Annotated in this window: 19 protein-coding genes; 14 read left to right on the top strand and 5 right to left on the bottom strand. The window is 67.5% G+C overall.

What is annotated here, in order from left to right:
- Window positions 1–154: 154 nt before the first annotated feature.
- The gene (locus ACQP17_RS31515) at window positions 155–1,246 is read right to left on the bottom strand and encodes a DUF6081 family protein (RefSeq protein ID WP_433859343.1); all 1,092 of its coding nucleotides are present in this window, start codon (window positions 1,244–1,246) and stop codon (window positions 155–157) included.
- Between the two features lie 153 nt (window positions 1,247–1,399).
- On the bottom strand, window positions 1,400–2,545 hold the full coding sequence (locus ACQP17_RS31510; protein WP_433859342.1) for an acyl-CoA dehydrogenase family protein: 1,146 nt from the start codon (window positions 2,543–2,545) through the stop codon (window positions 1,400–1,402).
- A gap of 365 nt (window positions 2,546–2,910) precedes the next feature.
- On the opposite strand from ACQP17_RS31510, the gene ACQP17_RS31505 reads away from it, so the two are divergent.
- The 10 genes from ACQP17_RS31505 to ACQP17_RS31460 all read left to right on the top strand — a co-directional run bounded on the left by ACQP17_RS31505 (window position 2,911) and on the right by ACQP17_RS31460 (window position 13,473).
- Window positions 2,911–4,179 (top strand): beta-ketoacyl-[acyl-carrier-protein] synthase family protein, encoded by a 1,269-nt coding sequence (locus ACQP17_RS31505; protein WP_433859341.1) that lies wholly within the window; start codon window positions 2,911–2,913, stop codon window positions 4,177–4,179.
- Window positions 4,176–5,417: a ketosynthase chain-length factor gene (locus ACQP17_RS31500; protein ID WP_433859340.1), complete on the top strand. Its 1,242-nt coding sequence runs from the start codon at window positions 4,176–4,178 to the stop codon at window positions 5,415–5,417. The genes ACQP17_RS31505 and ACQP17_RS31500 overlap by 4 nt, the downstream gene beginning before the upstream one ends.
- A gap of 46 nt (window positions 5,418–5,463) precedes the next feature.
- Complete coding sequence (locus ACQP17_RS31495; protein ID WP_433859339.1) at window positions 5,464–5,721, top strand: acyl carrier protein; 258 nt, start codon at window positions 5,464–5,466, stop codon at window positions 5,719–5,721.
- Between the two features lie 8 nt (window positions 5,722–5,729).
- Entirely contained in the window at window positions 5,730–6,203 is a 474-nt protein-coding gene (locus ACQP17_RS31490; protein WP_433859338.1) for a flavin reductase family protein, read from the top strand.
- A gap of 109 nt (window positions 6,204–6,312) precedes the next feature.
- The gene (locus ACQP17_RS31485) at window positions 6,313–8,142 is read left to right on the top strand and encodes a flavin-containing monooxygenase (protein WP_433860059.1); all 1,830 of its coding nucleotides are present in this window, start codon (window positions 6,313–6,315) and stop codon (window positions 8,140–8,142) included.
- Between the two features lie 65 nt (window positions 8,143–8,207).
- A complete protein-coding gene (locus tag ACQP17_RS31480; protein ID WP_433859337.1) occupies window positions 8,208–9,407 on the top strand; it encodes a hydrolase in 1,200 nt (399 codons plus the stop codon).
- Window positions 9,404–10,429, top strand: coding sequence for a methyltransferase (locus tag ACQP17_RS31475; RefSeq protein ID WP_433859336.1), 1,026 nt, complete (start codon window positions 9,404–9,406; stop codon window positions 10,427–10,429). The genes ACQP17_RS31480 and ACQP17_RS31475 overlap by 4 nt, the downstream gene beginning before the upstream one ends.
- Window positions 10,430–10,580: 151 nt before the next feature.
- A complete protein-coding gene (locus ACQP17_RS31470) occupies window positions 10,581–11,000 on the top strand; it encodes a nuclear transport factor 2 family protein (protein WP_433859335.1) in 420 nt (139 codons plus the stop codon).
- An 8-nt stretch (window positions 11,001–11,008) separates the two neighbouring features.
- Entirely contained in the window at window positions 11,009–11,941 is a 933-nt protein-coding gene (locus tag ACQP17_RS31465) for an NADP-dependent oxidoreductase (protein WP_433860058.1), read from the top strand.
- 236 nt (window positions 11,942–12,177) lie between these two features.
- Window positions 12,178–13,473, top strand: a complete 1,296-nt coding sequence (locus ACQP17_RS31460) for a LuxR C-terminal-related transcriptional regulator (protein ID WP_433859334.1) — start codon at window positions 12,178–12,180, stop codon at window positions 13,471–13,473.
- A 167-nt stretch (window positions 13,474–13,640) separates the two neighbouring features.
- Here the strand turns inward: ACQP17_RS31460 and ACQP17_RS31455 are convergent, their stop codons facing one another.
- Window positions 13,641–15,059 (bottom strand): cellulase family glycosylhydrolase, encoded by a 1,419-nt coding sequence (locus tag ACQP17_RS31455; protein ID WP_433859333.1) that lies wholly within the window; start codon window positions 15,057–15,059, stop codon window positions 13,641–13,643.
- 507 nt (window positions 15,060–15,566) lie between these two features.
- Between ACQP17_RS31455 and ACQP17_RS31450 the strand changes: the two genes are divergently transcribed.
- Both ACQP17_RS31450 and ACQP17_RS31445 read left to right on the top strand, forming a co-directional pair.
- Window positions 15,567–15,776, top strand: a complete 210-nt coding sequence (locus tag ACQP17_RS31450) for a DUF6243 family protein (RefSeq protein ID WP_433859332.1) — start codon at window positions 15,567–15,569, stop codon at window positions 15,774–15,776.
- Between the two features lie 474 nt (window positions 15,777–16,250).
- Window positions 16,251–17,567, top strand: coding sequence for a L,D-transpeptidase (locus ACQP17_RS31445; RefSeq protein ID WP_433859331.1), 1,317 nt, complete (start codon window positions 16,251–16,253; stop codon window positions 17,565–17,567).
- A 53-nt stretch (window positions 17,568–17,620) separates the two neighbouring features.
- Here ACQP17_RS31445 and ACQP17_RS31440 read toward each other — a convergent pair whose 3' ends face one another.
- Window positions 17,621–18,667 carry a cytochrome P450 gene (locus tag ACQP17_RS31440; RefSeq protein WP_433859330.1) on the bottom strand — a complete coding sequence of 349 codons (1,047 nt, stop codon included), beginning with the start codon at window positions 18,665–18,667 and terminating at the stop codon, window positions 17,621–17,623.
- A 78-nt stretch (window positions 18,668–18,745) separates the two neighbouring features.
- Window positions 18,746–18,823, bottom strand: a complete 78-nt coding sequence (locus ACQP17_RS31435) for a tryptorubin family RiPP precursor (RefSeq protein WP_433860057.1) — start codon at window positions 18,821–18,823, stop codon at window positions 18,746–18,748.
- 840 nt (window positions 18,824–19,663) lie between these two features.
- Between ACQP17_RS31435 and folE the strand changes: the two genes are divergently transcribed.
- Window positions 19,664–20,197: a GTP cyclohydrolase I gene (gene folE / locus ACQP17_RS31430; RefSeq protein WP_285502672.1), complete on the top strand. Its 534-nt coding sequence runs from the start codon at window positions 19,664–19,666 to the stop codon at window positions 20,195–20,197.
- A gap of 220 nt (window positions 20,198–20,417) precedes the next feature.
- Entirely contained in the window at window positions 20,418–21,722 is a 1,305-nt protein-coding gene (locus ACQP17_RS31425) for an MFS transporter (RefSeq protein ID WP_433859329.1), read from the top strand.
- Window positions 21,723–21,780 lie beyond the last annotated feature (58 nt).

Raw genomic sequence — 21,780 nt, 5'->3', positions numbered from 1 at the left:
GCGGACGGGGCGCCGCTGTTCGGGGTCCGTCCAGGACACCTGTTCGGCAGATGCTCGCGGGCTCGCGAGGCCCGGTAGCGCACCGCACAGTCCAACGAGCGGGCGCTACTCCGCGGTGGCGGGGTTCGCGTGCGGGACTCCGGTACGAGGGCGGTCAGACGAGACCGGCGCGCTTGGTCGTCACCGAGATCTTGCGCATGTGCAGGGAGGCGCCCTGGCCGAACAGGCGGTTGCCCACCAGGCTCACCTCGTCGACGAATGTCTCGGCCCGGGGCGGGCCGACGACCGGGTCGTAGTAGAAGTCGGAATCCGTGTTGAGCCGGACCAGCCCAGAGCCGGCTCGGCCGGGCTGCGCGGCGTCCAGGATGTTGAACATTCCCATTCCACAGGCGAGTTGTCGCGGCTCCACCTTCTCCTCCGTACCACCGTGATCGGACACCAGGTAGCGACGCGAGGGAAGGAGGTGGCCAATTTTGTCGACCCGGAAGACCTCCTTGCCCTCCAGGAACCACCGCACCAGGCCTCGGGAGCGGTCGTAGGAGATCTTGACGTGGTGCTGATCGTCGGGCGCCCGCCGCGCGACCGGGATGCTGTAGAGGAACGAGGCGTAATTACCCAACTTCTCGCGGTTGTTGGGCAGGCGCTCGTAGTAGACGTACACGAACTCGTTCGTGAGAGAGAACTCGAACGCGACGGCGGTGTCGAGGTCCTCCATCGCCAAACAGGACGAGGCCAGCCGGGGGTCGGCAGCAGCGTCGAGCACGGCGGAGCCGAACGGGTGGCCCTCGGTGCCGTAAGTGACGCCCGACATCCAGGACTCACAGATCAGTTCCTCCCCCGGATCGACGTCGAAGCCAAGTTGTCCGCTGCCCCCCTTGACGTTGGCGTAGACCAGATATTTGACGTGATCGAGGGAACCGGGCAGCCCGCCGGGGTCGTTCTGGCCGACGGTCAGTTTGAAGGCCGGCTTGCCGGTTCCGGAGTGGGTCCCACTGGAGACGATCCGCAGGCCATCCGACGAGGTCGTGGCCACGCCGTCCTGGCCCACGCCGGCGCCGAACGGGAGGAAAGCCCACTTGGCGCCCGGTCCGTCGGTGCTGAAGCCGCTGGAGAAGTCATCCTCCCAGATGTCCGTGCGGAGCCGGCCCGCCGCCGGCCTGCTCCGCGCCACGGTGGAGGCCATGGCGGGAGTGGAGGCGGTCGCGCACCAGGCGACCGTGGCCAGCAGTGCACTACGGCGACTCATGCTCACTTGTCGAAGTCCCTTCTTGTCCGGCGAGTGTGGTGGGTTACCAGAGCTCTCGGACTGGTCTGTGAACACGTCGGCCCGGGAGCGGACGTGGCATATGGGGGCGGCGAGGCAATTGCCAGGGCGCCGTGGGAAGGCCGGCCTGCAGCCTCAGAGCTGGATGACCTGGTGGGAGTAGGCGGTGGCGGCGGATTCCACCTGCAGGCCCTGGTGACCGGCCACGGAGTTTGCGTCGCGCCAGAACCGCTGCACAGGGTTGTCCGAGGACTGGCCGGTGGTGCCAATATTCCGGAAGAGCCGGTTGACGACTCCTACCAGAATGTCGGTGGCCATCGCGCAGTCACGCCAGATGCGCATGGTCTGCTCGGTGGTGATCCCGGGCCCACGGTCCGCCGTCGTCGCGCACCGTTCGAGCAGCAACTCGGCGGCGTCGATCTCAGTGGCGCTGCGGGCCAGCGCCACGTCGTAGGACGTGCGGTTGAACGTCGGCATTCCCGCCAGCGCGGGCTTGGCCTGGCCGACAGCGGCCCGGATCTTGGGGGTGACGTACCCGAGCCAAGAGGCCAGGGCCCCTTTGGCGGCGCCCAGTGCGGGGGTCGCGAACATCATGGTCGTGGCCTGCATCGGCACCGTGTGGCACAACGCTTTCGAGTCGACCGCGCGACCGGTGAACAAGGCGTCCCGGCTGACGGTTCGAGCGGCCGGTACCGTGACGTCCTCGACGGTCACAGTGTTGCTGCCGGTGGCAGCCATGCCTACGTTCCGCCAGGTGTCGGCGGTCCGCCAGGCGGTCTGCGGCACGGCGAAGATCCTCGGCTCCGGCTCGCCATCCGTTGCCACCATGCCGGCGAGGAGGGCCCAGTCCGCGTGGTCGATGGCGCTGACGAACGGGTAAGTGCCCGAGAGCCGGTAGCCGCCGGGGACCCGCTCGGCCTTGCCCAACGGGGTCAGTGAGGCCACCAGGAGGGCATCCGGGCCGTCGGCCCAGATCTCTCGGCAGCCCTCGGCGGGCAGGTGCGCGGCCATGCGGGAGACATGAGCGGCCAGCGACGCACACCAAGCGGTCGCGGTGCAGCCCTCGCCCACCGCGCTCACCGCCCGGTTCAGTTCGAGGAACGTCCCCTCGCTCCCGCCGCAACCGGCTGGAACGAAGTGCCGGGGGAAGCCGGCGGCGACGAAGGCCTTGACCACGTCGGGGTCGAGGCGACGGCCGGCCTCCGCGGTGGGCGCGGCCCGGGCCGCGAGCGACGCGACCTCTCGTGCCGCCGAAAGCAGCGTGGTTGACGTCAGGTCCATCCTGATTCGCTCCTCGACTCTGAGAAATCAGCATCTGCGGACCGGCCCTTGGAAACCCGGTCACCGCCGGAAAGGCCGGCCGACACCCCGGAAGCTCGCCCTCCTTGCTCGAAGATCGCTCGATCGCCGCTTGGACAGCGGTCGGCCGGATTTCCCGCCGGTCCGTGCGGTGGTCGGCGGTTGCGCAGCCTACGAGTGCCCTTCGAGCGGCGTTCGAGTCACCGTCCGGACGCTGTCCATCATCTTCGTCGCGGCGCGCGGCACCGGGTTGCGTGCTTCGGTTGGGCGCTTTTGTTATGCGCATCTGACGAAAGGGGTCACAAGGTGATCGACTCAGCAGCTGCGAGAGTGACGGGTGGCATGCGATGACCCGTCGAGTGGTAATCACCGGAATCGGTGTGCGCACCCCGGGAGGAAACGGGATCAAGGAATTCTGGGAACTGCTGACTTCGGGCCGGACCGCCACCCGCCGCATCAGTTTTTTCGATCCTTCCCCCTACCGTTCCCAGGTGGCCGGCGAGGCAGATTTCGACCCGGTGCTCGAAGGATTGTCTCCCCTGGAGATCCGGCGCATGGACCGCGCTTCGCAATTCGCCGTGGCTTGCGCAGGCGATGCTGTTTCCGACAGCGGGCTGGAGTTCGAGGAGTTCGACCCCGGCCGCGTCGGGGTCAGCCTGGGCAGTGCGGTAGCTGCGGCCACCAGCCTCGAACAGGAATATCTGGTGTTGTCCGACAGCGGCCGCAACTGGCTGATGGACCAGGGCAGCTTGTCCCCGCACATGTTCGACTATCTGATTCCGAGCGTGATGCCGGCCGAGGTGGCGTGGACCGTGGCCGCCGAGGGCCCTGTGACCATGGTGTCCAACGGCTGCACCTCGGGGATCGACTCGGTGGGCCACGCCGTCCAGTTGATCCGTGAGGCTTCCGCGGACGTGATGCTGGCGGGTGCGTCCGACACTCCGATCACGCCGATCGTCGTCGCCTGCTTCGATGCCATCAAGGCGACCACGTCGCGCAACGACGATCCGGAACACGCCTCCCGGCCGTTCGACAAGTCACGCAACGGCTTTGCCCTCGCCGAAGGGGCCGCGATGTTCGTGCTGGAGGAGTATGAGCACGCAAAGAGAAGGAACGCACACATCTACGCGGAGATCACGGGATACGCCACGCGCTGTAATGCTTACCATATGACTGGCCTGAAGAGTGACGGCCGGGAAATGGCGGAAGCCATCCGGGTTGCCCTGGATGAGGCCAGGGCAGATGCCACCGACATCGACTACATCAATGCCCACGGTTCGGGTACCAAGCAGAACGACCGTCATGAAACGGCCGCGTACAAGCGCAGTCTGGGCGATCACGCCTACCGCACGCCGATCAGCTCCATCAAGTCGATGGTCGGGCATTCGCTCGGTGCGATCGGGTCGATCGAGATCGCCGCGAGCGCGCTGGCGATCGAGAACGGTGTGATCCCGCCGACGGCAAATTTGCACCAGGCCGACCCTGAATGCGATCTGGATTACGTTCCGCTGACCGCACGTGAAAAGCGGCTGAACCATGTACTCACGGTGGGCAGCGGGTTCGGCGGGTTCCAAAGTGCCATGGTTCTGCGCAATGTCTCGGGTGTGGCAGGATGAAGACAAAGGTATACGTCACCGGAATAGGCCTGCTGACTCCGAACGGCTTCGGTCTCGAACGATACTGGGAAGCGACCCTCAAGGGCCGCACCGGCATCAGCCCCCTGTCCCGCTTTGACGTTTCGCGATATCCCGCCCGACTGGCCGGCCAGATCGATGGTTTCGAGGCGGCCGAGCACCTACCGAGCAGGCTTCTCCCGCAGACCGACGTCTCCACCCGCTTCGCACTGGTGGCCGCGGACTGGGCGCTGGCCGACGCCAAGATCGAGCCGGGCGCCTACAGCGACTACGAGATGGGCGTGGTGACCTCCAACGCTTGCGGCGGCTTCGATTTCACCCACCGTGAATTCCGCAAGCTCTGGTCGCAGGGCCCGGCCTCGGTCAGCGTCTACGAGTCCTTCGCCTGGTTCTACGCGGTCAACACGGGCCAGATCTCCCTTCGCAACCAGCTTCGCGGGGCCAGCAGCGCTCTGGTCGCCGAGCAGGCCGGCGGCCTCGACGCCATCGGTCACGCACGCCGGACCATCCTGCGCGACACCCCGATGGTGGTCACCGGCGGCGTGGACTCGGCCCTCGACCCTTGGGGCTGGCTGTCGCAGGTTTCCGGCGGGCGGCTGAGCACGGCGACCAACCCGCACCTCGCCTATCGGCCTTTCGACATCCACGCCGGCGGATACGTTCCGGGCGAGGGCGGGGCGATGCTGGTCCTGGAGTCCGCCGCGGCGGCCACATCCCGTGCCGCCACACAGCTCTACGGCGAGATCGCCGGTTATGCGACCACCTTCGACCCGCCGCCGGGCTCGACGCGGCCACCTGGCCTGCGCCGGGCGGCGGAACTGGCCCTGACCGACGCCGGCCTGGAGCCCGAGGAGATCGACGTGGTGTTCGCCGATGCCTCCGGTGTGCCCGAGCTCGACCGCACCGAAGCGGCCGCGATCTGCGGGCTGTTCGGGCCGCACGCGGTGCCCGTTACAGCACCCAAGGCACTCACCGGCCGACTGTACTCCGGTGGCGGGCCGGTGGATGTCGCCACCGCGCTGCTGTCCATCCGAGACGGGGTGATCCCGCCCTCGGGCGGCACCAGCGAGGTACCCGAGGAGTACCGGATCGACCTGGTGCAGGGAGCGCCGCGACCGGGCCCCGTGTCCACCGCACTGGTCCTCGCCCGGGGCCGGTGGGGATTCAACGCCGCGGTCGTGGTGCGCGCGGTGCCCGCCGAGTCCGTCCCGTCCGCATGACCATGTCCTCACCCACACCGAACCCGCCATCAACGTGGAGCCGACCATGACAGAGATGAACATCGACGACCTGCGGCGCATACTGATCGACTGCGCAGGCGAGGCGGACAACGACAGCCTTTCCGGCAACATCCTCGACCGGGAATTCGAGCAGCTCGGCTACGACTCGCTGGCCCTGCTGGAGACCTTCGCACGCATCACCGCCGACTTCGGGGTGCAGATTCCCGACGAGGCGATCGCCGATCTGCGCACCCCGCGCGATGTGTTGGACATGGTCAACGACACTGCCACACAGGCAAGTTGATGCCGCAAATGTGCGACTTCAAGGATGTGATGGCCCGGTTCCCGACCGGGGTGACCATCGCAACAACCTGTGACGAGGGCGGAAGCCCACACGGTCTGACGGTCAGCTCGTTCTGCCCGGTGTCCCTGGATCCGCCGCTGGTACTGGTCTGCGTGGCCAAGTCGGCCACGTCCTACCCGGTGTTCGCGCAGACCGAGGAGTTCGCCGTCAGCATTCTACGGGAGAACCATGCGGAGCTGGCCCTGCGGTGCGCGAACAGCGGAGCGAGGAAGTTCGGCGGGGGCGAGTTCGTCCGGACCGCGCGCGGCGGCGTCGTCGTCGACAACCCGCTGGCCGCGATCGAATGCCGGGTGGATCAGGTGCACGACGCGGGTGACCACATCATCCTCGTGGGTCAGGTCGTGGACCAGTTCCTCTCGGACGCCGGCTCACCCGCCGTCTACTTCCAACGGCAGTTTGCCGCGCTCAGCTCGGCCCAGTGAATTCCGGAGGTGAAGATCCATGGCGGTCGGCAGGCCGATACGCCCGATAGCGGTTGACGACGACACTCTGCGAGGCCACTTGGCCGGCGCCGACACTCCCGCATTGCTGATGACGCTCGCCCATCTCACCGGCGACACGTCGATCCTGCGCGAGGATCTTCGGGCACCGGGCTGGCTGTTCGCCCCGCAGGGCGGCCTGACCGTTGAGCAACAGGCCGCGGCCCGTGAGACCGCCCTCGGCGTCCTCGCCCGGATGCGCGACGGGGATGCCGACACTCCCCCGGCTCCCCCCAGCAGCGAACTGCTGCGATCGATCGCCAACTGGACCCTGGGCTCGGATGCCGAGGAGCTCCTACCGCTCCTCGCCGAGGAGATCGCGCTGCCCGGCGACGATCCGAAAGCCCCCACCTGGTCCAGGGCGGAGCTGAGCCCCGACGTCGACTTCCGAGTCGCCATCATCGGCGCGGGCTTCAGCGGGCTGCTGGCCGGCTACCGGCTCACCCAGGCCGGCATCCCTTTTGTGCTCTACGAGAAGAACCCCGACGTCGGCGGCACCTGGTTCGAGAACACCTACCCGGGTTGCCGAACCGACGTGGCGAGCCACCTGTACAACTACTCCTTCGCGCCGAAATACGACTGGCCCCACCACTTCTGCAGCCACGACGTCGTCCTCGCGTACCTGCGCAGCTTCGCCAAGGACTCCGGCGTCGCCGACCGGATCCACTTCGGGACCGAGGTCACCGCGATGCGCTGGGACGAGGAGCAGCTGCACTGGCGGATGTCGGTCAGCGGGCCCGAGGGCGAGCGCACGGTCGTCCACCACGCCGTCATCAGCGCGGTGGGACAGCTGAGCCGGCCTCGGCTGCCGGACATCCCCGGCCGGGACGACTTCACAGGCGCCTCCTTCCACTCGGCCGCCTGGGACCACTCGACCGACCTGACCGGCAGACGCGTCGCAGTGATCGGCACCGGTGCCAGCGCGTACCAGTTCATCCCCGAGATCGCCGGGACCGCGTCCGAGGTTGTCGTCTTCCAGCGCAACCCGCCGTGGCTACGGCCCACCCCGCACTACCACGAACCGGTGCCGGAAAGCACGCAGTGGCTCTTCGAGCACGTTCCCTACTACGCCCAGTGGTACCGCTTCTGGCTGTTCGCCCCCGGTCTGCGGGGCACCCTGGAGGGGTGGATCGTCGACCGGGACCATCCGCCCACCGAGCGCGCCGTGTCCGCGCTCAACGACCAGCTGCGCACCTCGCTGCTCACAGCGATGGAAGCCCAGCTGACGGACGCACCGGAACTGCGCGAACGCATCGTTCCGGCCTATCCGGTCGGCGCGAAGCGCGTACTGCGGGACAACGGCCTCTGGATCGCCACGCTGAAACGGGACGACGTGCGCCTGGTCACCGCCCCCATTGAGCGGATGACCCCGACCGGGCTGACCGCAGGCGGCGAGGAGTTCGACGCCGACGTCATCATCTACGCCACCGGTTTCCACGCCTCCCGCTACCTGGCCCCGATGAGGGTGACCGGCCGCGACGGGGTCGATCTGCACCAGGCGTGGAACGGCGCCCCCCAGGCCTACCTCGGAATCACGGTGCCGCACTTCCCCAACCTGTTCTGCCTGTACGGCCCCAACACCAACCTCGTCGGCCACGGGGGCAGCATCGTCAACTTCTCCGAGTGCGCGGTTACCTACATCCTGGACGCGATGCGGTTCTTACTGGCCGGCGGACAGCGTGCGCTGGAGATCCGCGAGAGCGTGCACGCCGATTACAACGCCTGGGTGGACCGCGGAAACCGCGAACGGGCCTGGGGGTGGACGCGGGTCGGCGGTTGGTACAACGAGGGCGGCCGATCGGCGACCAACTGGCCGTACACAGCCGGGGAGTACTGGCAGCGCACCAGAACCATGGACCCCACCGAGTACGAGATCCGCTGAAGCGGGCACCGCTCCCCCCGCAGCGCGAACCATGCCGGCCCCCAAGCAAATCGAGGAGGACCAGAATGCAAGAGGTCATCGAACCCCTCTCCATGGCCGCCCGGCGTGTCGCCGAGGTTGCCTCCAAACTGCGTGTCGATATGGAACACGAACGCCGGCTCAGCCCTGACGTGGTCAAGGCCGTGGCCGAGGCCGGGTTCATGCGCCACTTCGTCCCCACCGCATTCGGTGGACATGCAGGCACCTTCGGCGAGCTGCTGAGCGCGATCACGGTGATCGGCGAGGAGTGCGCGGCATCGGCGTGGTGTACCTCGCTGTTCGCGAGCTCTCCCCGGTTCGTCTCGTTCTTCCCCCCGGCCGCGCAGCGGGAGATCTGGGCCGAAGGGCCGGACGCCGTCGTCGTGCCCTCCGTCATCCCCTTCGGCGAGGCCGTCGCCGAAGGGGACGGCCTGGTGGTCTCCGGGCGGTGGCCGTACATGAGCGGCATCGAGTTCGCCGACTGGGTCATCGTCTGCCCCAAGGTGTTCCGTAACGGCGAGTACGAGTTGAAGCTGGCGGCCATCCCGCGCTCGCAGTTTCGCGTCGAGGACACCTGGTTCAGTGTCGGCATGCAGGCGACCGGCAGTAATACCGTCGTCATCGAGGACGTCCTGGTCCCCGCGCACAGGATCGGCGAGCGCACCGCGGTGTTCGCCGGCCGCCCCGGCGATGCGTTCTCCGAACCGCCGGTCGCCGGCCTGGCACCGCTGTCCGCCATCAACGGGCTGACGTTCGTGGCCCCTGCGCTCGGCGCGGCGCGCGGCGCCCTGGCGCTGCTGTCCGCGTACCTGGGGAAGAAGGTCCGCGACGCTCCGTCGCTGCCCGGGGTGCCGGGCGCGGCGGGAAACCTGGCGACCTACGAGAGCGTGCTGGCGCGCTCGTCCGCCGAGATCGACTCCGTTCAGTTGCTGCTGGAGCGCATCGCCGATCTGGCCGACAGCGATGGCGAGATCACTCCGGTGGACATCGCCCGCAACGCACGCGACAGCGCCTTCGCCATCGACGTGCTGGTGACCACGATGAATCGCATGTTCCGTACCGCGGGAACCGGCGGCCAGGGGGCAGGCGGCTCCCTCCAGCAGCACTGGCGCGACATCAATTCCATGGCCACGCACCAGGCCCTGCAGTTCGAGCCGACCGCGCGGAACTACGCAAGGACACTGTTCGGCGCCGGGCCGGCCCTGACAACCACGAGACAACCGGAAATCCAAAGGAGCACAGAGTGAGCCATTCTCAACCGTCTCCGGACCGCATTCTGCAGACCGGACTGGGCTTCGAGGCGTCGAAGACGCTGCTGAGCGCAGTCGAGACCGGTGTGTTCACCGAGCTGGCCAAGAGCCCGGCGGACGCCGCGACACTGCGGGAGGCACTCGGCCTGCACGAGCGCGCAGCACAGGACTTCTTCGACACCCTGGTGGCGCTGGGGTTCCTCCGGCGGGTCGACGGCGTGTACCACAACACCGACGAGACGGACGCGTTCCTGGACCGGGCCAAGCCGGCTTACGGCCACGCCGGAGCCCTGCTGGAGATGGCGAACTCTCGGCTGTTCGGCATATGGAACAACCTGACCGACGTGCTGCGCACCGGACAGTCGCAGGACGAATCCTCCTCCAGCGACCTGGGGACGTACGACGCCCTCTACTCCGACCCGCAACGGCTCAAGCAGTTCCTCGCGTCGATGACGGGCATCAGCCACGCCGCCAACTGCAAGATCGCCGAGCAGGTGCCCTGGCAGAACTACAAGTCGGTGGCCGACATGGGCAGCGCGCAGGGCGACCTGGTGACGCAGATCCTGCTGGCGAATCCACACCTGACGGGCATCGGCTTCGACCTGCCGTCGAGCGCGCCGGTCTTCGAGGAGTACGTGGCGGAGAACGGCCTGGAGGAGCGGCTACGTTTCGTCGGGGGCGACTTCTTCACCCAGGACTTTCCCAAGGCCGACGCCTTCACTTTTGGTCACATCCTGCACAACTGGAATCTGGAGAAGAAGAAGCTGCTCCTCAAGAAGGCATGGCGGGCGCTGCCCCAGGGCGGTGCGGTGATCGTCTATGACTCACTCATCGACGACGACCGCTCGGAGAACGCATTCGCCCTGCTGATGAGCCTGAGCATGAGGGCCGTCACCGACGGCGGGTCCGGCTACACGGCGGCCGAGTGCATGAGCTGGATGAAGGAGGCCGGATTCAGTGGCATCCGGACCGAGCATCTGACCGGTCCCGACTCGATCGTGGTAGGCATCAAGGAGTGACCGGACGGCCCTGAAGCCGTACAGGTCCGTCGTCCGGATTCCACCGAACGACGGACCGCATCTCCCCGGTGAGGTGCACAGGACCCACGAGTCGATCTTGCACAGGCCGCCTACAAGGCCTGGTGAGCAGTCAAGAAAGAGGAGTACAACGATGCACGACGCTTCACCCGTGGCCGGAGACGATCCCCTCAAGGCGCACAAAGAGCTGGTCTCCCAGTTCATCCAGGCGTTCTACAACGAGAAGGACTTCGAGCGCGCGAAGTCGCTACTCACGGAGGATTTCGCCAACCACCACCCCGGCGTCGGCAAGGGCCGCGACCGAACGATCACCACGTTCCGGGAGCAGGCCGCCACACCCTTCCCCCAGTTCTCACTGACGGTCCGACGGATGGTTGCCGAGGGCGCCTACGTCTGGACCCACAGCCTGGCCAAGGTTGATCCGGAGGCCACCGGGGCCGTCGTCGTGGACATCTGGCGAGTGCAGGACGGTCTGCTGGCCGAGAAGTGGGACGTGGGTCAGCCCGTACCCGAGGACAGCACGGCCGACGAGATGATGTCAGACCACCGATGACTGCCAGGATGCTTGCGGTCACGCAACGGACCTTCGGCGGACCGGAGGTACTGGAGACAGCCGAAGTGGCCCGTCCGCGGCCCTTGCTCAACGAGGTGCTCGTACGGGTGCAGGCGGCCGGTGTGAACCCGCTCGACTCCCTCGTCCGTTCCGGCTCCCTCCCGCTGCTGGGGCAGCCACCTTTCGTTCTCGGCTGGGACGTCTGCGGTGTCGTCGCGGAGGTGTCCCCGGGGGTCAACCGGTTCGCCGTCGGTGACCAGGTGTACGGCATGCCTCTCATCCCCCGTGCCCTCGGCGCCTACGCGGAGTACATCGCCGCGCCGTCGCGCCAGTTGGCCCGTAAGCCGGCCACCCTCGATCACCGTCAGGCGGCCGGTCTGCCGATGGCCGGGCTGACGGCCTGGCAGGCGCTCGTGGACGTGGCAAAGGTCGGCAGCGGCCAGCGAGTGCTGATCCACGGCGGTGGCGGGGGCGTCGGCCATTTGGCCGCCCAGATAGCCAAGGCGCGTGGTGCCGAGGTGGTGGCAACGGCCAGCGCAGCCAAGCACGCCTTCGTACGTGAACTGGGCGCCGACGAGGTAGTCGACTACCGCGCGGTGGACTTCGCGGAGGTGATCGAGGACGTGGACGTCGTGCTTGACGGCATAGGCGGCGACACCGCGACACGCTCGCTGGACGTGCTGCGGCCGGGGGGCGTCCTGGTGACGATCGTCGAGATGACGAATGCCGAACTCGCCACCCGTGCGGCCCAGCGCGGCCTCGGATTCGCCGGTGTCACCGCGGAGCCGGACCAGACTGGACTGACGGCGCTGGCGGATCTTGTCGACTCCGGGCGACTGCGGGTCCACATCCAGCATGCGCTGCCGCTCGCAGAGGCGGGGAAGGCACACAGGCTGATCGAGTCGGGTTCCACCACGGGCAAGGTCGTGCTGACAGTCTGAGCGGTGGGGCCGGTCCGGCCTCCCGTGGTGCGGCGGCTCGTCGCCCGGTTCGCTGTTGCGGGTGGCGCCTACGGGCTTTCCCGTGCCCCTACGGGGACCAGCGGGTATGCGTGGAGCAATGCCGTCGGGTGCGGACCGCTGCTACGGATCGTCAGCCCAGGACACTAGTCTTCCGGCCAGTGCGACCTGGCCGGAAGACTAGGGGGCGAAGGCAAGCAATTCACTACTATGCATGCATGGGAAATGTGGACCTGGGGGAGCCGCAGCGCACGCTCGCCGTGGCGAAGGACTTAATGCGGGCGCCCCTCAAAGAGATTCTTTCCACGGTTTCGGGGAACATGACCGCCCTCGTACGGCACAAAGGCCTGGTGATGCTCACCGGCGACTGCCCCAAATCAGCGACGTGGAACCACGGTGACCACGAGCTGACCCAGGACATCACCGCCACGGAGCTCGCGCTCATCGCCACGCATACCGACGTCGGCCAGCCGTGGTGGGGCGAGGCACGCCTGGGGGGTGCGACGCGGCGGGTGCTGGCCGTCGCCTCCGCACCGCCCGGCTCTGCCGGCGCGCTGCTGGCCGTACTGCTGGACGAGGACACCAGACCCGAGCCCCGGGCCATCGCGTTGATTCAGCAGTTGTGGGACCTGGCGACCATTCGCATCGTCGAATTGATGCCCGCAGCCATGCCGGTGAATATGGCAGGCCCCTGGATCGCCAACAGCGAACGGGCGCGGGTGGTCGCCGATCTGACCGATGCGCACGCCACCACACTGACGACCCTCCTCGGGGTGCTGCGCACCCGTAGCCTCGACGACGCCGCCGCCCGCCGGACCGCCACCGACCTCGCGGTGTCCGCGCTGGTCGAGCTGCGGGCCAACGGTGAGGACGACCAGCTGCCGCCGGAGGAGACGGCCAAGGACGCCTTCAGCAGGCTGTGCGACATGCTCGGACTGCTCTCGCACTACAGCGTCGTGACGCTTGAGTTCTCCCCGCCCGACACCCAGCGGCTGATCCCCGCGGACATTGTGCGGGCAGCGCTGACCACGGCGCGGGGCACGGTGCTGACCATGCTGGAGCAGGGAGGCGTCACCCGGATCCGGGTCAGCTGGCACGTCGAGGACAGCGAACTGCGCATGACCATCCGGGACGACGGCCCGGGGACACTCGCCGCGGAGGCGCTGGCCCTGCACCGGCTCACCGACCGGGTCGCCGCGCTCAACGGAGCCCTGCACGTCGATGCGGTGCCCGACTGGGGCACGATCGTCACCGCCAGACTCCCGTTGACGGCACCCGACCGTCCACGCAACGATCCGTTGAGCACGCTCAACCCGCGTGAGCTGGACGTCGTCGAGCAATTGGTGCATGGACACCGTAACCGAGCCATCGCAGCGCGGCTCCAGATCAGCGAACACACCGTCAAATTCCATGTGGCCAAGATCCTGAAAAAGCTGGAGGTCGACTCCCGCGGGGAGGCCGCGGCTCTCGCCCGGTCCTTGGGGTTTCCCACTGAGCGGTCGCTGGTGAACTAGGGTCCGTCTTCACATTTGAGCCACTACCGGTGCCCTGCCCACCTCAGGCACCGAGGGAACGGTACCGGGGGTCCTGGGACGCTCGGACACTCCCGACCACAGGAGACGACCTGCGCACCAGCGCCGTGGCCCCTCGCTTACACCGGAAGGGGCTACCGCCGCCTGGGCTACCTCGGGCTGATCGTGACCCTGTAGGCGGCTCCGGCCCTGCCGTGCGTGCTCACGGTGACGATCTGCCCGAAGTCGTCCCAACTGGCCTTGCTGCCTTGGACATCGACACGGAAGCCGCCCGGGTAGGTGTCTCCGGGCACGGTGATCCGGGTGGGTCCCGCTGCGTCGGCACGGGTGCGGAAGGTGAGGGTGTAGGTGCGGGTGGCCGGGTCGTATCCGAACGCGAGCGGGTCGCCCGCGACGGCCTGCGCGTACGGCTGGACGAGCAGCTGGGCGTTGGGCTTCGCGGCGCCCGTCTGATCGAGGAAGCAGTAGCCCCCGCCCCGGCACCACTGCCACCATGTCCAACCACTGGAGAAACGGTCCAAGGAGGCCGTCATGTCGGTGACGAACTGGCGGGCGTGCGGAACGTAGGGGTTGCCGCCCCACTCCCCCACGATCACCGGCATGCGGTGACGGGTCGGGTAGTCGCTGATCGCGGCCTCGTAGGCGGGGATGAAGGTGCCGTTGGGGTCATAGTCGGCGCCGGTTTCCATCGCGGTCTCGTAGAAGTGCGGTGCGTAGCCGGCGTGCGGGTCGTCGATGTGGCCCATCCGGGTGGGGACACCGACACCGACGATGACGGTGGGTTCGACGAATACCCATGACGTGTGGTCGACCAGTCGGATCGCCCGGGCAAGGCGGTTCCACAGCTCGGTGAGTTCGGTGGCCTCGAAGCGGGCCGCGGCAGCGGGGAGGTCTTCGCCTTCGAGGAACTTCGCGAACGGCTCGTTCATGAGGTCGTAGCCGAGCAGCGCCGGGTGACTGCCCAGGGCGGAGGCCACCGTCATCCACATGCGGGCGTGCGCGGCGCGGAGGTCGGCGTCCTTGTACAGGTGGTCGAAGGCGGTCTGTACGGAGGGCTCGAAGTACTCGGAGAACCAGTCGTCGGGTATCGGCCAGAACGGCAAGCCCTCGTCGCGGGTGGCCCAGTCGGGGATGCCGCGGGAGCCGAAGTGGGGGCCGTATACGTCCTGGTGGGCGTCGAGGATGACCTTGATGTGGTAGCGGTTGGCCCAGTCGAGAATGCGGCGCATCTTGGTGAGGTAGCCGCGGTCGTAGTGCCCGCGGGTGGGTTCGAGGTCGTCCCAGAAGAATGCGAGGCGCGCCAGGTTGAAGCCCCGGGCAGCCATGTCCTTGAGGTCACTCTCGTGGATGTCGGCGAATGCGTCGGCGCCTCGGCTGCTCTTGTCGGCGAGGTTGAAGCCGCGCCACTGGAGCGCGCGGCCTTGGCCGTCGGCGATGTAGGTGCGGCCACCGACCGTGACCCGGTCGGGGGTGCGGTCGGGGTGGGCCTGGGCCTGCGCGGGGAGGACGCCGAGCAGGAGGGCGGCCACGGCGAGGACGGTGGGGGCGACGCGGGAGATCAGGCGCATGCAGGAGACCCTTTCGAGGGTGACTGCTTGGGCGGCGAGCTCTGGCCGGTCGGATGCTACTGGCGGATGGGTGAAGTGCACAGGTGCGCACGGGAGTTGGCGGATCCTCGTACTTCCAGGGCTTCCCCGGCGCTGTCGCCGGGGTTTTCCCGGTGCCTTCGACCCGGTCGGGGCTTCCTCGATGTCTTCGACGCCGGGCTGGGGTGCGGGCTCGATGAGCGCGGCCACCGACGGACCGATGACCGGCTCGAAGGCGGGGCCGCTCAGGTGGCAGTCACCGATGAGGGCCAGCAGTGTCCTGACGCCGGTCAGCCTCATGGCGCGCCGGGGCGGCGAAAAACGTGGTGCGCGGGGCCGACGGAACCGGGTAATGTCGTTGTCATGTTCTTCCAGACGCCGATTTACGAGTGAGAGCGTGATGGGCCCCTGCTGACGTCCTCCGACGTCGCCGCGCCCGTCCCCCACCGATGAATCCGTAGATCACTTCACATCATTCCGGGAGAACCCGTGAGCAAGAACATCAACAATCCCGTGGGCATGGGTGGCGGCCAGCGCAAGAGGCTGTCCCGCGCCGAACGGCAGAACAACGGTCCGCACCGCAACCTCGACCGCAAGGGTGCCGCCGACCAGAAGGCGGAGCTGGTGCGCAAGATGCGCGAGAAGGCAGAAGCAGCCGAGGCCGCCGGACAGACGGGCGACGACACCGCGCAGAGCTGACGCACCGCCGCCGCTGGGCGGCATGGCAGTGGGCAGGGCCCGGACCGCAACGCGCGGTCCGGGCCCTGCTGCCGTATCGGGGCTCTGCCACCGGAGCGAAGGCCGGCGGCTGCGTAGGTTGCAGGCGAGAGCACTTCCCGTCGGGTTTCGAGAGCGGACGATGATCGGGCGCTCAGACATGATCGCGCACACGCCCTAACCGGAGCTGGACCTGCTCTCACGGCTTGCTCTTCGCACTCTGATGCCGGTGGCGGGGACCGGGGCGGCGGAGTCGAGTGCGACCGGCGCGGTCCCCCGAGGCCGAAGCCCCACCCGGCACGTTTCATAAATCCTGCTCTTAGAACGTCCCGGTGGACTTGAGGCGAGACCGATGCCCGGTGGCGGCGGGGCTTTCGGGTGCGCGGGGCCGACTCCCTGCCCTGACCGCATGCCGCCTGCTCGTGCCCCGTGCGGGCACGGACCACGACACCCCGTATGGAGCAGCCCGTGACGACGTTGGACAAGCCCGCGCCCGCTCGGTCCCAGGAGTCACCTCACCTGCTCCTTCAAGCCCCGCAGGTGGATAGCGGTACGCCGAAGTGCCGCCGCGGGCCGGGAGTGCGCCGCGTGCCGGCAGTGACGGCACTGGTCGCGCTGGCGCTCGTGGCGCTTTCCGCCTGTGGCGACGACGGTGACGCCGACGCGGGGGCCAAGGCGGCCGTCGCGAAGGCCTCGGTCGCCAAGATCAAGGTGTCGGCGAAGGACGGTGCCACCAATGCCAGCATCTCGGGCACCGGCGTGACGGTCAGCGGCGGCAAGCTGACCGGCGTGAAGCTCACCGAAGCGAACTCCGGAAAGGAGGTCGCCGGTGCCATATCGTCCGACGGCTCCTCCTGGAAGCCGGGGGTGCAGCTGGAGCGTGGCACCAAGTACCGGATCGCGGCGAAGGCCAAGGACTCCAAGGGGCGCACGGCCACCGAGAACTCCTCGTTCACGACGGTCTCCAACGCCAACAGCTTCATCGGCTCCTACACGCCCGACGACGGCAAGACCGTCGGCGTGGGCATGCCGGTGTCGTTCAACTTCGACAAGGCGATCACCAACAAGAAGGACGTCCAGTCCCACATCACGGTGACCTCCAGCAGCGGCCAGAAGGTCGTCGGCCACTGGTTCGGCTCCCAGCGCCTGGACTTCCGGCCCGAGGACTACTGGAAGGCCGGCTCCAAGGTCACCATGAAGATCGACCTGGACGGGGTCAAGGGCGGCCAGGGCATCTCCGGCGTCCAGTCCAAGACGGTCTCCTTCACCATCGGCCGCTCCCAGGTCTCCACCGTCGACATGAACACCCAGCAGATGACCGTCAAGCGCGACGGCAAGACCTACAAGACCATCCCGATCTCCGGCGGCAGCCCCGACCATCAGACCTACAACGGCCAGATGGTCATCTCGGAGAAGTTCGAGCAGACCAAGATGGACGGCTCCACGGTCGGCTTCACGAGCGAGGCGGAGACGTACAAGATCCCTGACGTGCCGCACGCCATGCGGCTCTCGACCTCCGGCACCTTCATCCACGGTAATTACTGGAGCTCCTCGTCCGTCTTCGGCCAGGCCGGCACCAGCCACGGCTGCATCGCCCTGCGCGACCAGAAGGGCGGCGGGGGCGACACCCCCGGCAAGTGGTTCTTCGGCGAGTCCCTGGTCGGCGATGTCGTGGTCGTGAAGAACGCGAACGACAAGACCATCAAGCCGGACAACGGCCTCAACGGCTGGAACATGTCCTGGTCCGAGTGGCAGGCGGGCAGCGCGGCCTGACTGCGGCATGCCGTGCGCGGCCGCTTCCGGTGCCGCCAGGTCCCGGACCGCCGTCAGGGTCGAGTCATCTGTACTTCGGACACTTCCAGCAGACCGTCGAGTTCGACCTTTCCCCGGGTCTGGTCCGGACTGACCACCAGGCCGTCCCGGCGCACGATGTCCAGGAGCCGTTCGGCCAGGGGCAGGACCATGTGCCGGCCCCAGCATCGCTCGCCGGCGTGGCCGAAGGGGAGATATCCGGGGTGGGTGTCTCCGTCCAACTCGTCCCAGCGGTCGGGGTGAAACGCGTCGGGCTCGTCCCAGAGCTGGGGGTCGCGGTGGCTCAACAGGGGAAGCAGCAGGACGTCGTCCGTCGGGCCGATCCGTGGGTCCACGTCCGAGAACTCCGGCGAGGCCATGCGCAAGATGTTCCATGAAGGGGGAAGCAGTCGGAGTGCCTCGAGGAGGATGTTCCGGTTCGATACCTCATCACTGAACGGCGCCCCGAGCCATAGGGCGTTGGTGACCAGCGCGGAGACGGTGAAGCACACCGGTGCCGCCACCCGCCGGTACAGGTACATGGCGTAGCGCCGGTCACCATAGGTCTGGGCATCGAGAACGAGAGCGGCGAGTTTTGACAGCGGCACGCCCTGCCGTGGCCTGCCCAACAAGGCGGCACCGGAGGCGACGGCCGACCAGGTCAGTTTCGGTGTCAGTTCCAGCCGGCGGTCGACCAGAACCCGGAATCGCAGACGTTCGTTTCCGAAGACGAGATTCCGTAGATACACATGCGCCACATGCGGCCACCGGCCGGTCAGATCGACCGCGCCACCAAGGGGGCGTTGCAGCGCGTTTCGTACGTCCGAGCCCACTGCCTGCATAAAGGTGGACGCGTCGGAACGGCTGACGAGCCGCCCCTGGACGGGTTTGAAGGTGGGCCTCTCCTCCGCATTGGCCGGCCTGCTGCGGAGCAAGCTGTCCATCAGATCGGCTCCGGCGATTCCGATGGTGTCGGGCTCCAGCCGGAACAGCGACGCACCGCGATAACGACTCAACAGCTCGTCGATTCTCGGCACGAACTCGATGACCCGTCCGCTCCCGCCGACGCGGTGCACAGGCATGGGTGAACTCCGTGGGATAGAAGGTTCGCGCCGACCAGGCTTCCTGGCCGGCGCGAACCCGGCAGGGAAACTACCTGGTTAAATCCAGCCGTACCAGGCGTATGCCTTGAGGCTCTTTTCCGGGCGGAATCTCTTGACGAAGCGAACGAGTTTCATGAGTACCCCCATCTGTACGGCGAACGTGATACCTGCGAGATGCCTATTCGGCGGCAGGGGATGTCGCGTCCGGGACGAATTCCCGCATGCACCCATTTCTACCGCCGTGGAAAGTGAAGACCTGTTCGGCAAACGTGTCAAGTGACTCGCATCACTCTTTGAATCGCCCCATTCGCGTTTCAAATTCATGCATAGTCACATCTCGGCAAATCGCCAATAATCCGCCCATTGACACCCAAGGTGGGCACTGGAAGTACGCAGGTGACATCTCATGAGGCGATTTGCTGAGCTATTGGTGGCATGAGCGTGCTGTATGGCAGTGCTCGGGTGGCGTCCGATGCTCCCGCCAGCTTTCGACTGCCCCTCCCGTGCACACCGCGCAAGACGTCACTACTGCGGGCAGGCGGCAGGGCGCCGGCAGGAACACCGGGATTCTCTCCGGAGAATTTCCGGGCCGAATTTCAGGGCTGGCCCGACGAAGCCACAGAACCTGGATGTTCCTGCCGGCGCAGCGGGCGCATTCAGCCGGACCCATCGGGGGCGCGTCGCCCTCGCGTGGTGCGGGTTGGCGGGTGAGCGGGTGTGCTCCGGCGCTCGGGAGGCAGGTGGGACGCTCCGGTTCGCGCCCCGCATTCCCGTCTTCCAGTCGGTTCAATCGTCAGAGAAACGGCGATTTTCCGTGCGTATTTGAATACTTAGCCATTAGCTCATCACCTGCACATTGGTCTGATCGGGTGCGGGGTAATGAATGCATATTCTCAATGCCCGCGAGCGGGTGGATAGTGACAACCCTCCACCGGGTTTCGGATCCTTTGGTGCGAGCAGGAATGGAGGCAACAAGTGACCATTGAAGAATGGCTCAAGACCAATGTCACCACCGACACGAGAGCGCTCGGGTGGTATAGCGGCCCGGAGTGCGAGGATCGCATCGTGCGGGCCTATCGCGAACTGCTGAGTGGCTATGAGATCGACACCTCGAAGATCCTCAAGACCACCTGTCTGGTGAACGGCGAGCACACCGGTGTGGTGCGCATCCAGGAGAACAACTTCTTCTCGATCTGCGCCCACCACTTCCTTCCGTTTTTCGGGAAGGTCAACATCTCCTACGTGCCGGGCGACCGCATTCTGGGGCTCGGGAAATTTCCTCGTCTGGTGCAAGCGTTCAGCCGGCGCTTCCAGATCCAGGAGTACCTCGTCAAGGACATCGCTGAAGAGATCATGTCCTCCGGCGGCGCACAAGCCGTACGAGTCACCTCCCGTAGTCGCCACCTGTGCATGTGCAGCCGTGGCCCCTCCGACCAGACCGTGACCACCGACACCTCCTATGTCGCGGGCGATCAGGAGTTGATGGCCAGGTTCGGCTTGGACGACTGATCCGGACTCGCGTGGCGGGAGGTGGGTTCAGTCATCGACCCTCCCGTCACGCGGCCCACACCGTGACCCACTATGCGCTCGCAGCTGTCTCGCCGCCGCCCTTCTCGCGTCGGCAAGAGCGCCGACGCGAACGAGACAGGCGAGATTCGGCGCATCGACGAGAACCACTCATGAGCCGTATGCGGCCCGGTCGGGCCGCCCGATATCTGACGGAGATTCCGTGGGCGAGAAGGAGAGAGGCAGGCACGGTCGTACTTCCAAGTCGCCCTGGAAGTACGTTCTGGTCACATGGCTCGCCGGTGTGCTGGCGGCGGTCGGTCTGGGTGCCGTCTCGGCGGCGGGTTCCGCCCTGCGACTGTCACTGGGTCTGTCGGCCGGTGCGCTCGCCTGGGCCACATCGAGTATCACGGCCGTGGGTGCCCTGCTGAGCATCCCGGCGGGTTGGTGGGTCAGCCGCTTCGGGGCCGAACGGGCCCTGTCCTGCGGGCTTTTGGTGATGTCGGTGGCCGCCGCCGGCAATGCGGCCGCCGGATCATTCGGGCTGCTGCTGGGCTCACGTCTCGCTGAAGGGGTCGGCTATCTGCTGGTGTTCGTGGCGGGCCCGGTCGTTCTCACCCGCGTGACGGAAGGCGGCATTCGATCGGCGGCGCTCGCCTTGTGGGGCACCTGCGTCCCGACGGGGCTCGCCGTCGCCGCGGCCGTCGGCGGAGCCCTGGCGTCCTGGTGCACCTGGCACCAATGGCTGACCGTCACCGCCCTGGGTCCGCTGGTCATGGCCGGCGTACTCCTCGCCGTGCTGCCCCGGCTGCCGAGGACGGCGGTCCCGTGTGCGCAGCGCGCGGCCGGCGCCTGGAACGGGGCGCTGCGGCTCGGCGTGGCGTACGGAAGCCTGTGCCTGGTCGGCGTCGCGGTGGTGATGGTGCTCCCGCCGTTCCTCACCGAGTTCCGGCAGGCCACGCCGGCGGTGGCCGGCACGGTGATGGCCGTCGTCTGTCTGGGGAGCGCGTTCGGCGGGCTCGCCGCCAGCTGGCTGTTGCGGCGCGGCCTGGCCGTCGCCGCGCTCGCCCCCTTGGGCGTCGTGATGCCGGTGGCCTGCCTTCCCGCGTTCTCGGCCGAGTTCCCGCTCGCGGTCAGCGGCGGAGCGGCCACTCTCGTGCTGGTCGTCGACGGACTGCTGATCTCCGCCGTCTTCGCCGCTCTCCCCGCCTCGGTGAGCCGTCCTGAGCAGGTCGATATCGCCAATGGGATTCTCAACCAGCTCGGCAGTGTGGGGACGCTGCTGGGACCACCGCTTTTCGGACTGCTCATCGCGACCGCGGGATTCGGGGCCGTCGCAGCCGCCACGCTGTTCTTCGGCGGACTGGGCACGATCCTGCTGCTGACGACCGCGCGCACGTCCGCAAGGGGTGCGGCAGCCGCCGTGCTCGGGGCGTTCGACGCGCCGGAGGATGGGGAGCCGCTGGGCGGACCGGAACTCCTGGGGGACGGTGACGGGCGTCAGCAGCCCCACTGCACGGGACCGTGACCGATGCGCCACGGAGTACGGCGTTCCCGGCTGCTGTACGCGCTGACGGCAGTCCTTC

It is taken from the genome of Streptomyces kronopolitis (genome assembly GCF_050953795.1).
Lineage (GTDB): Bacteria > Actinomycetota > Actinomycetes > Streptomycetales > Streptomycetaceae > Streptomyces > Streptomyces kronopolitis_A.
This window is presented reverse-complemented; position numbering and strand designations above follow the sequence as displayed.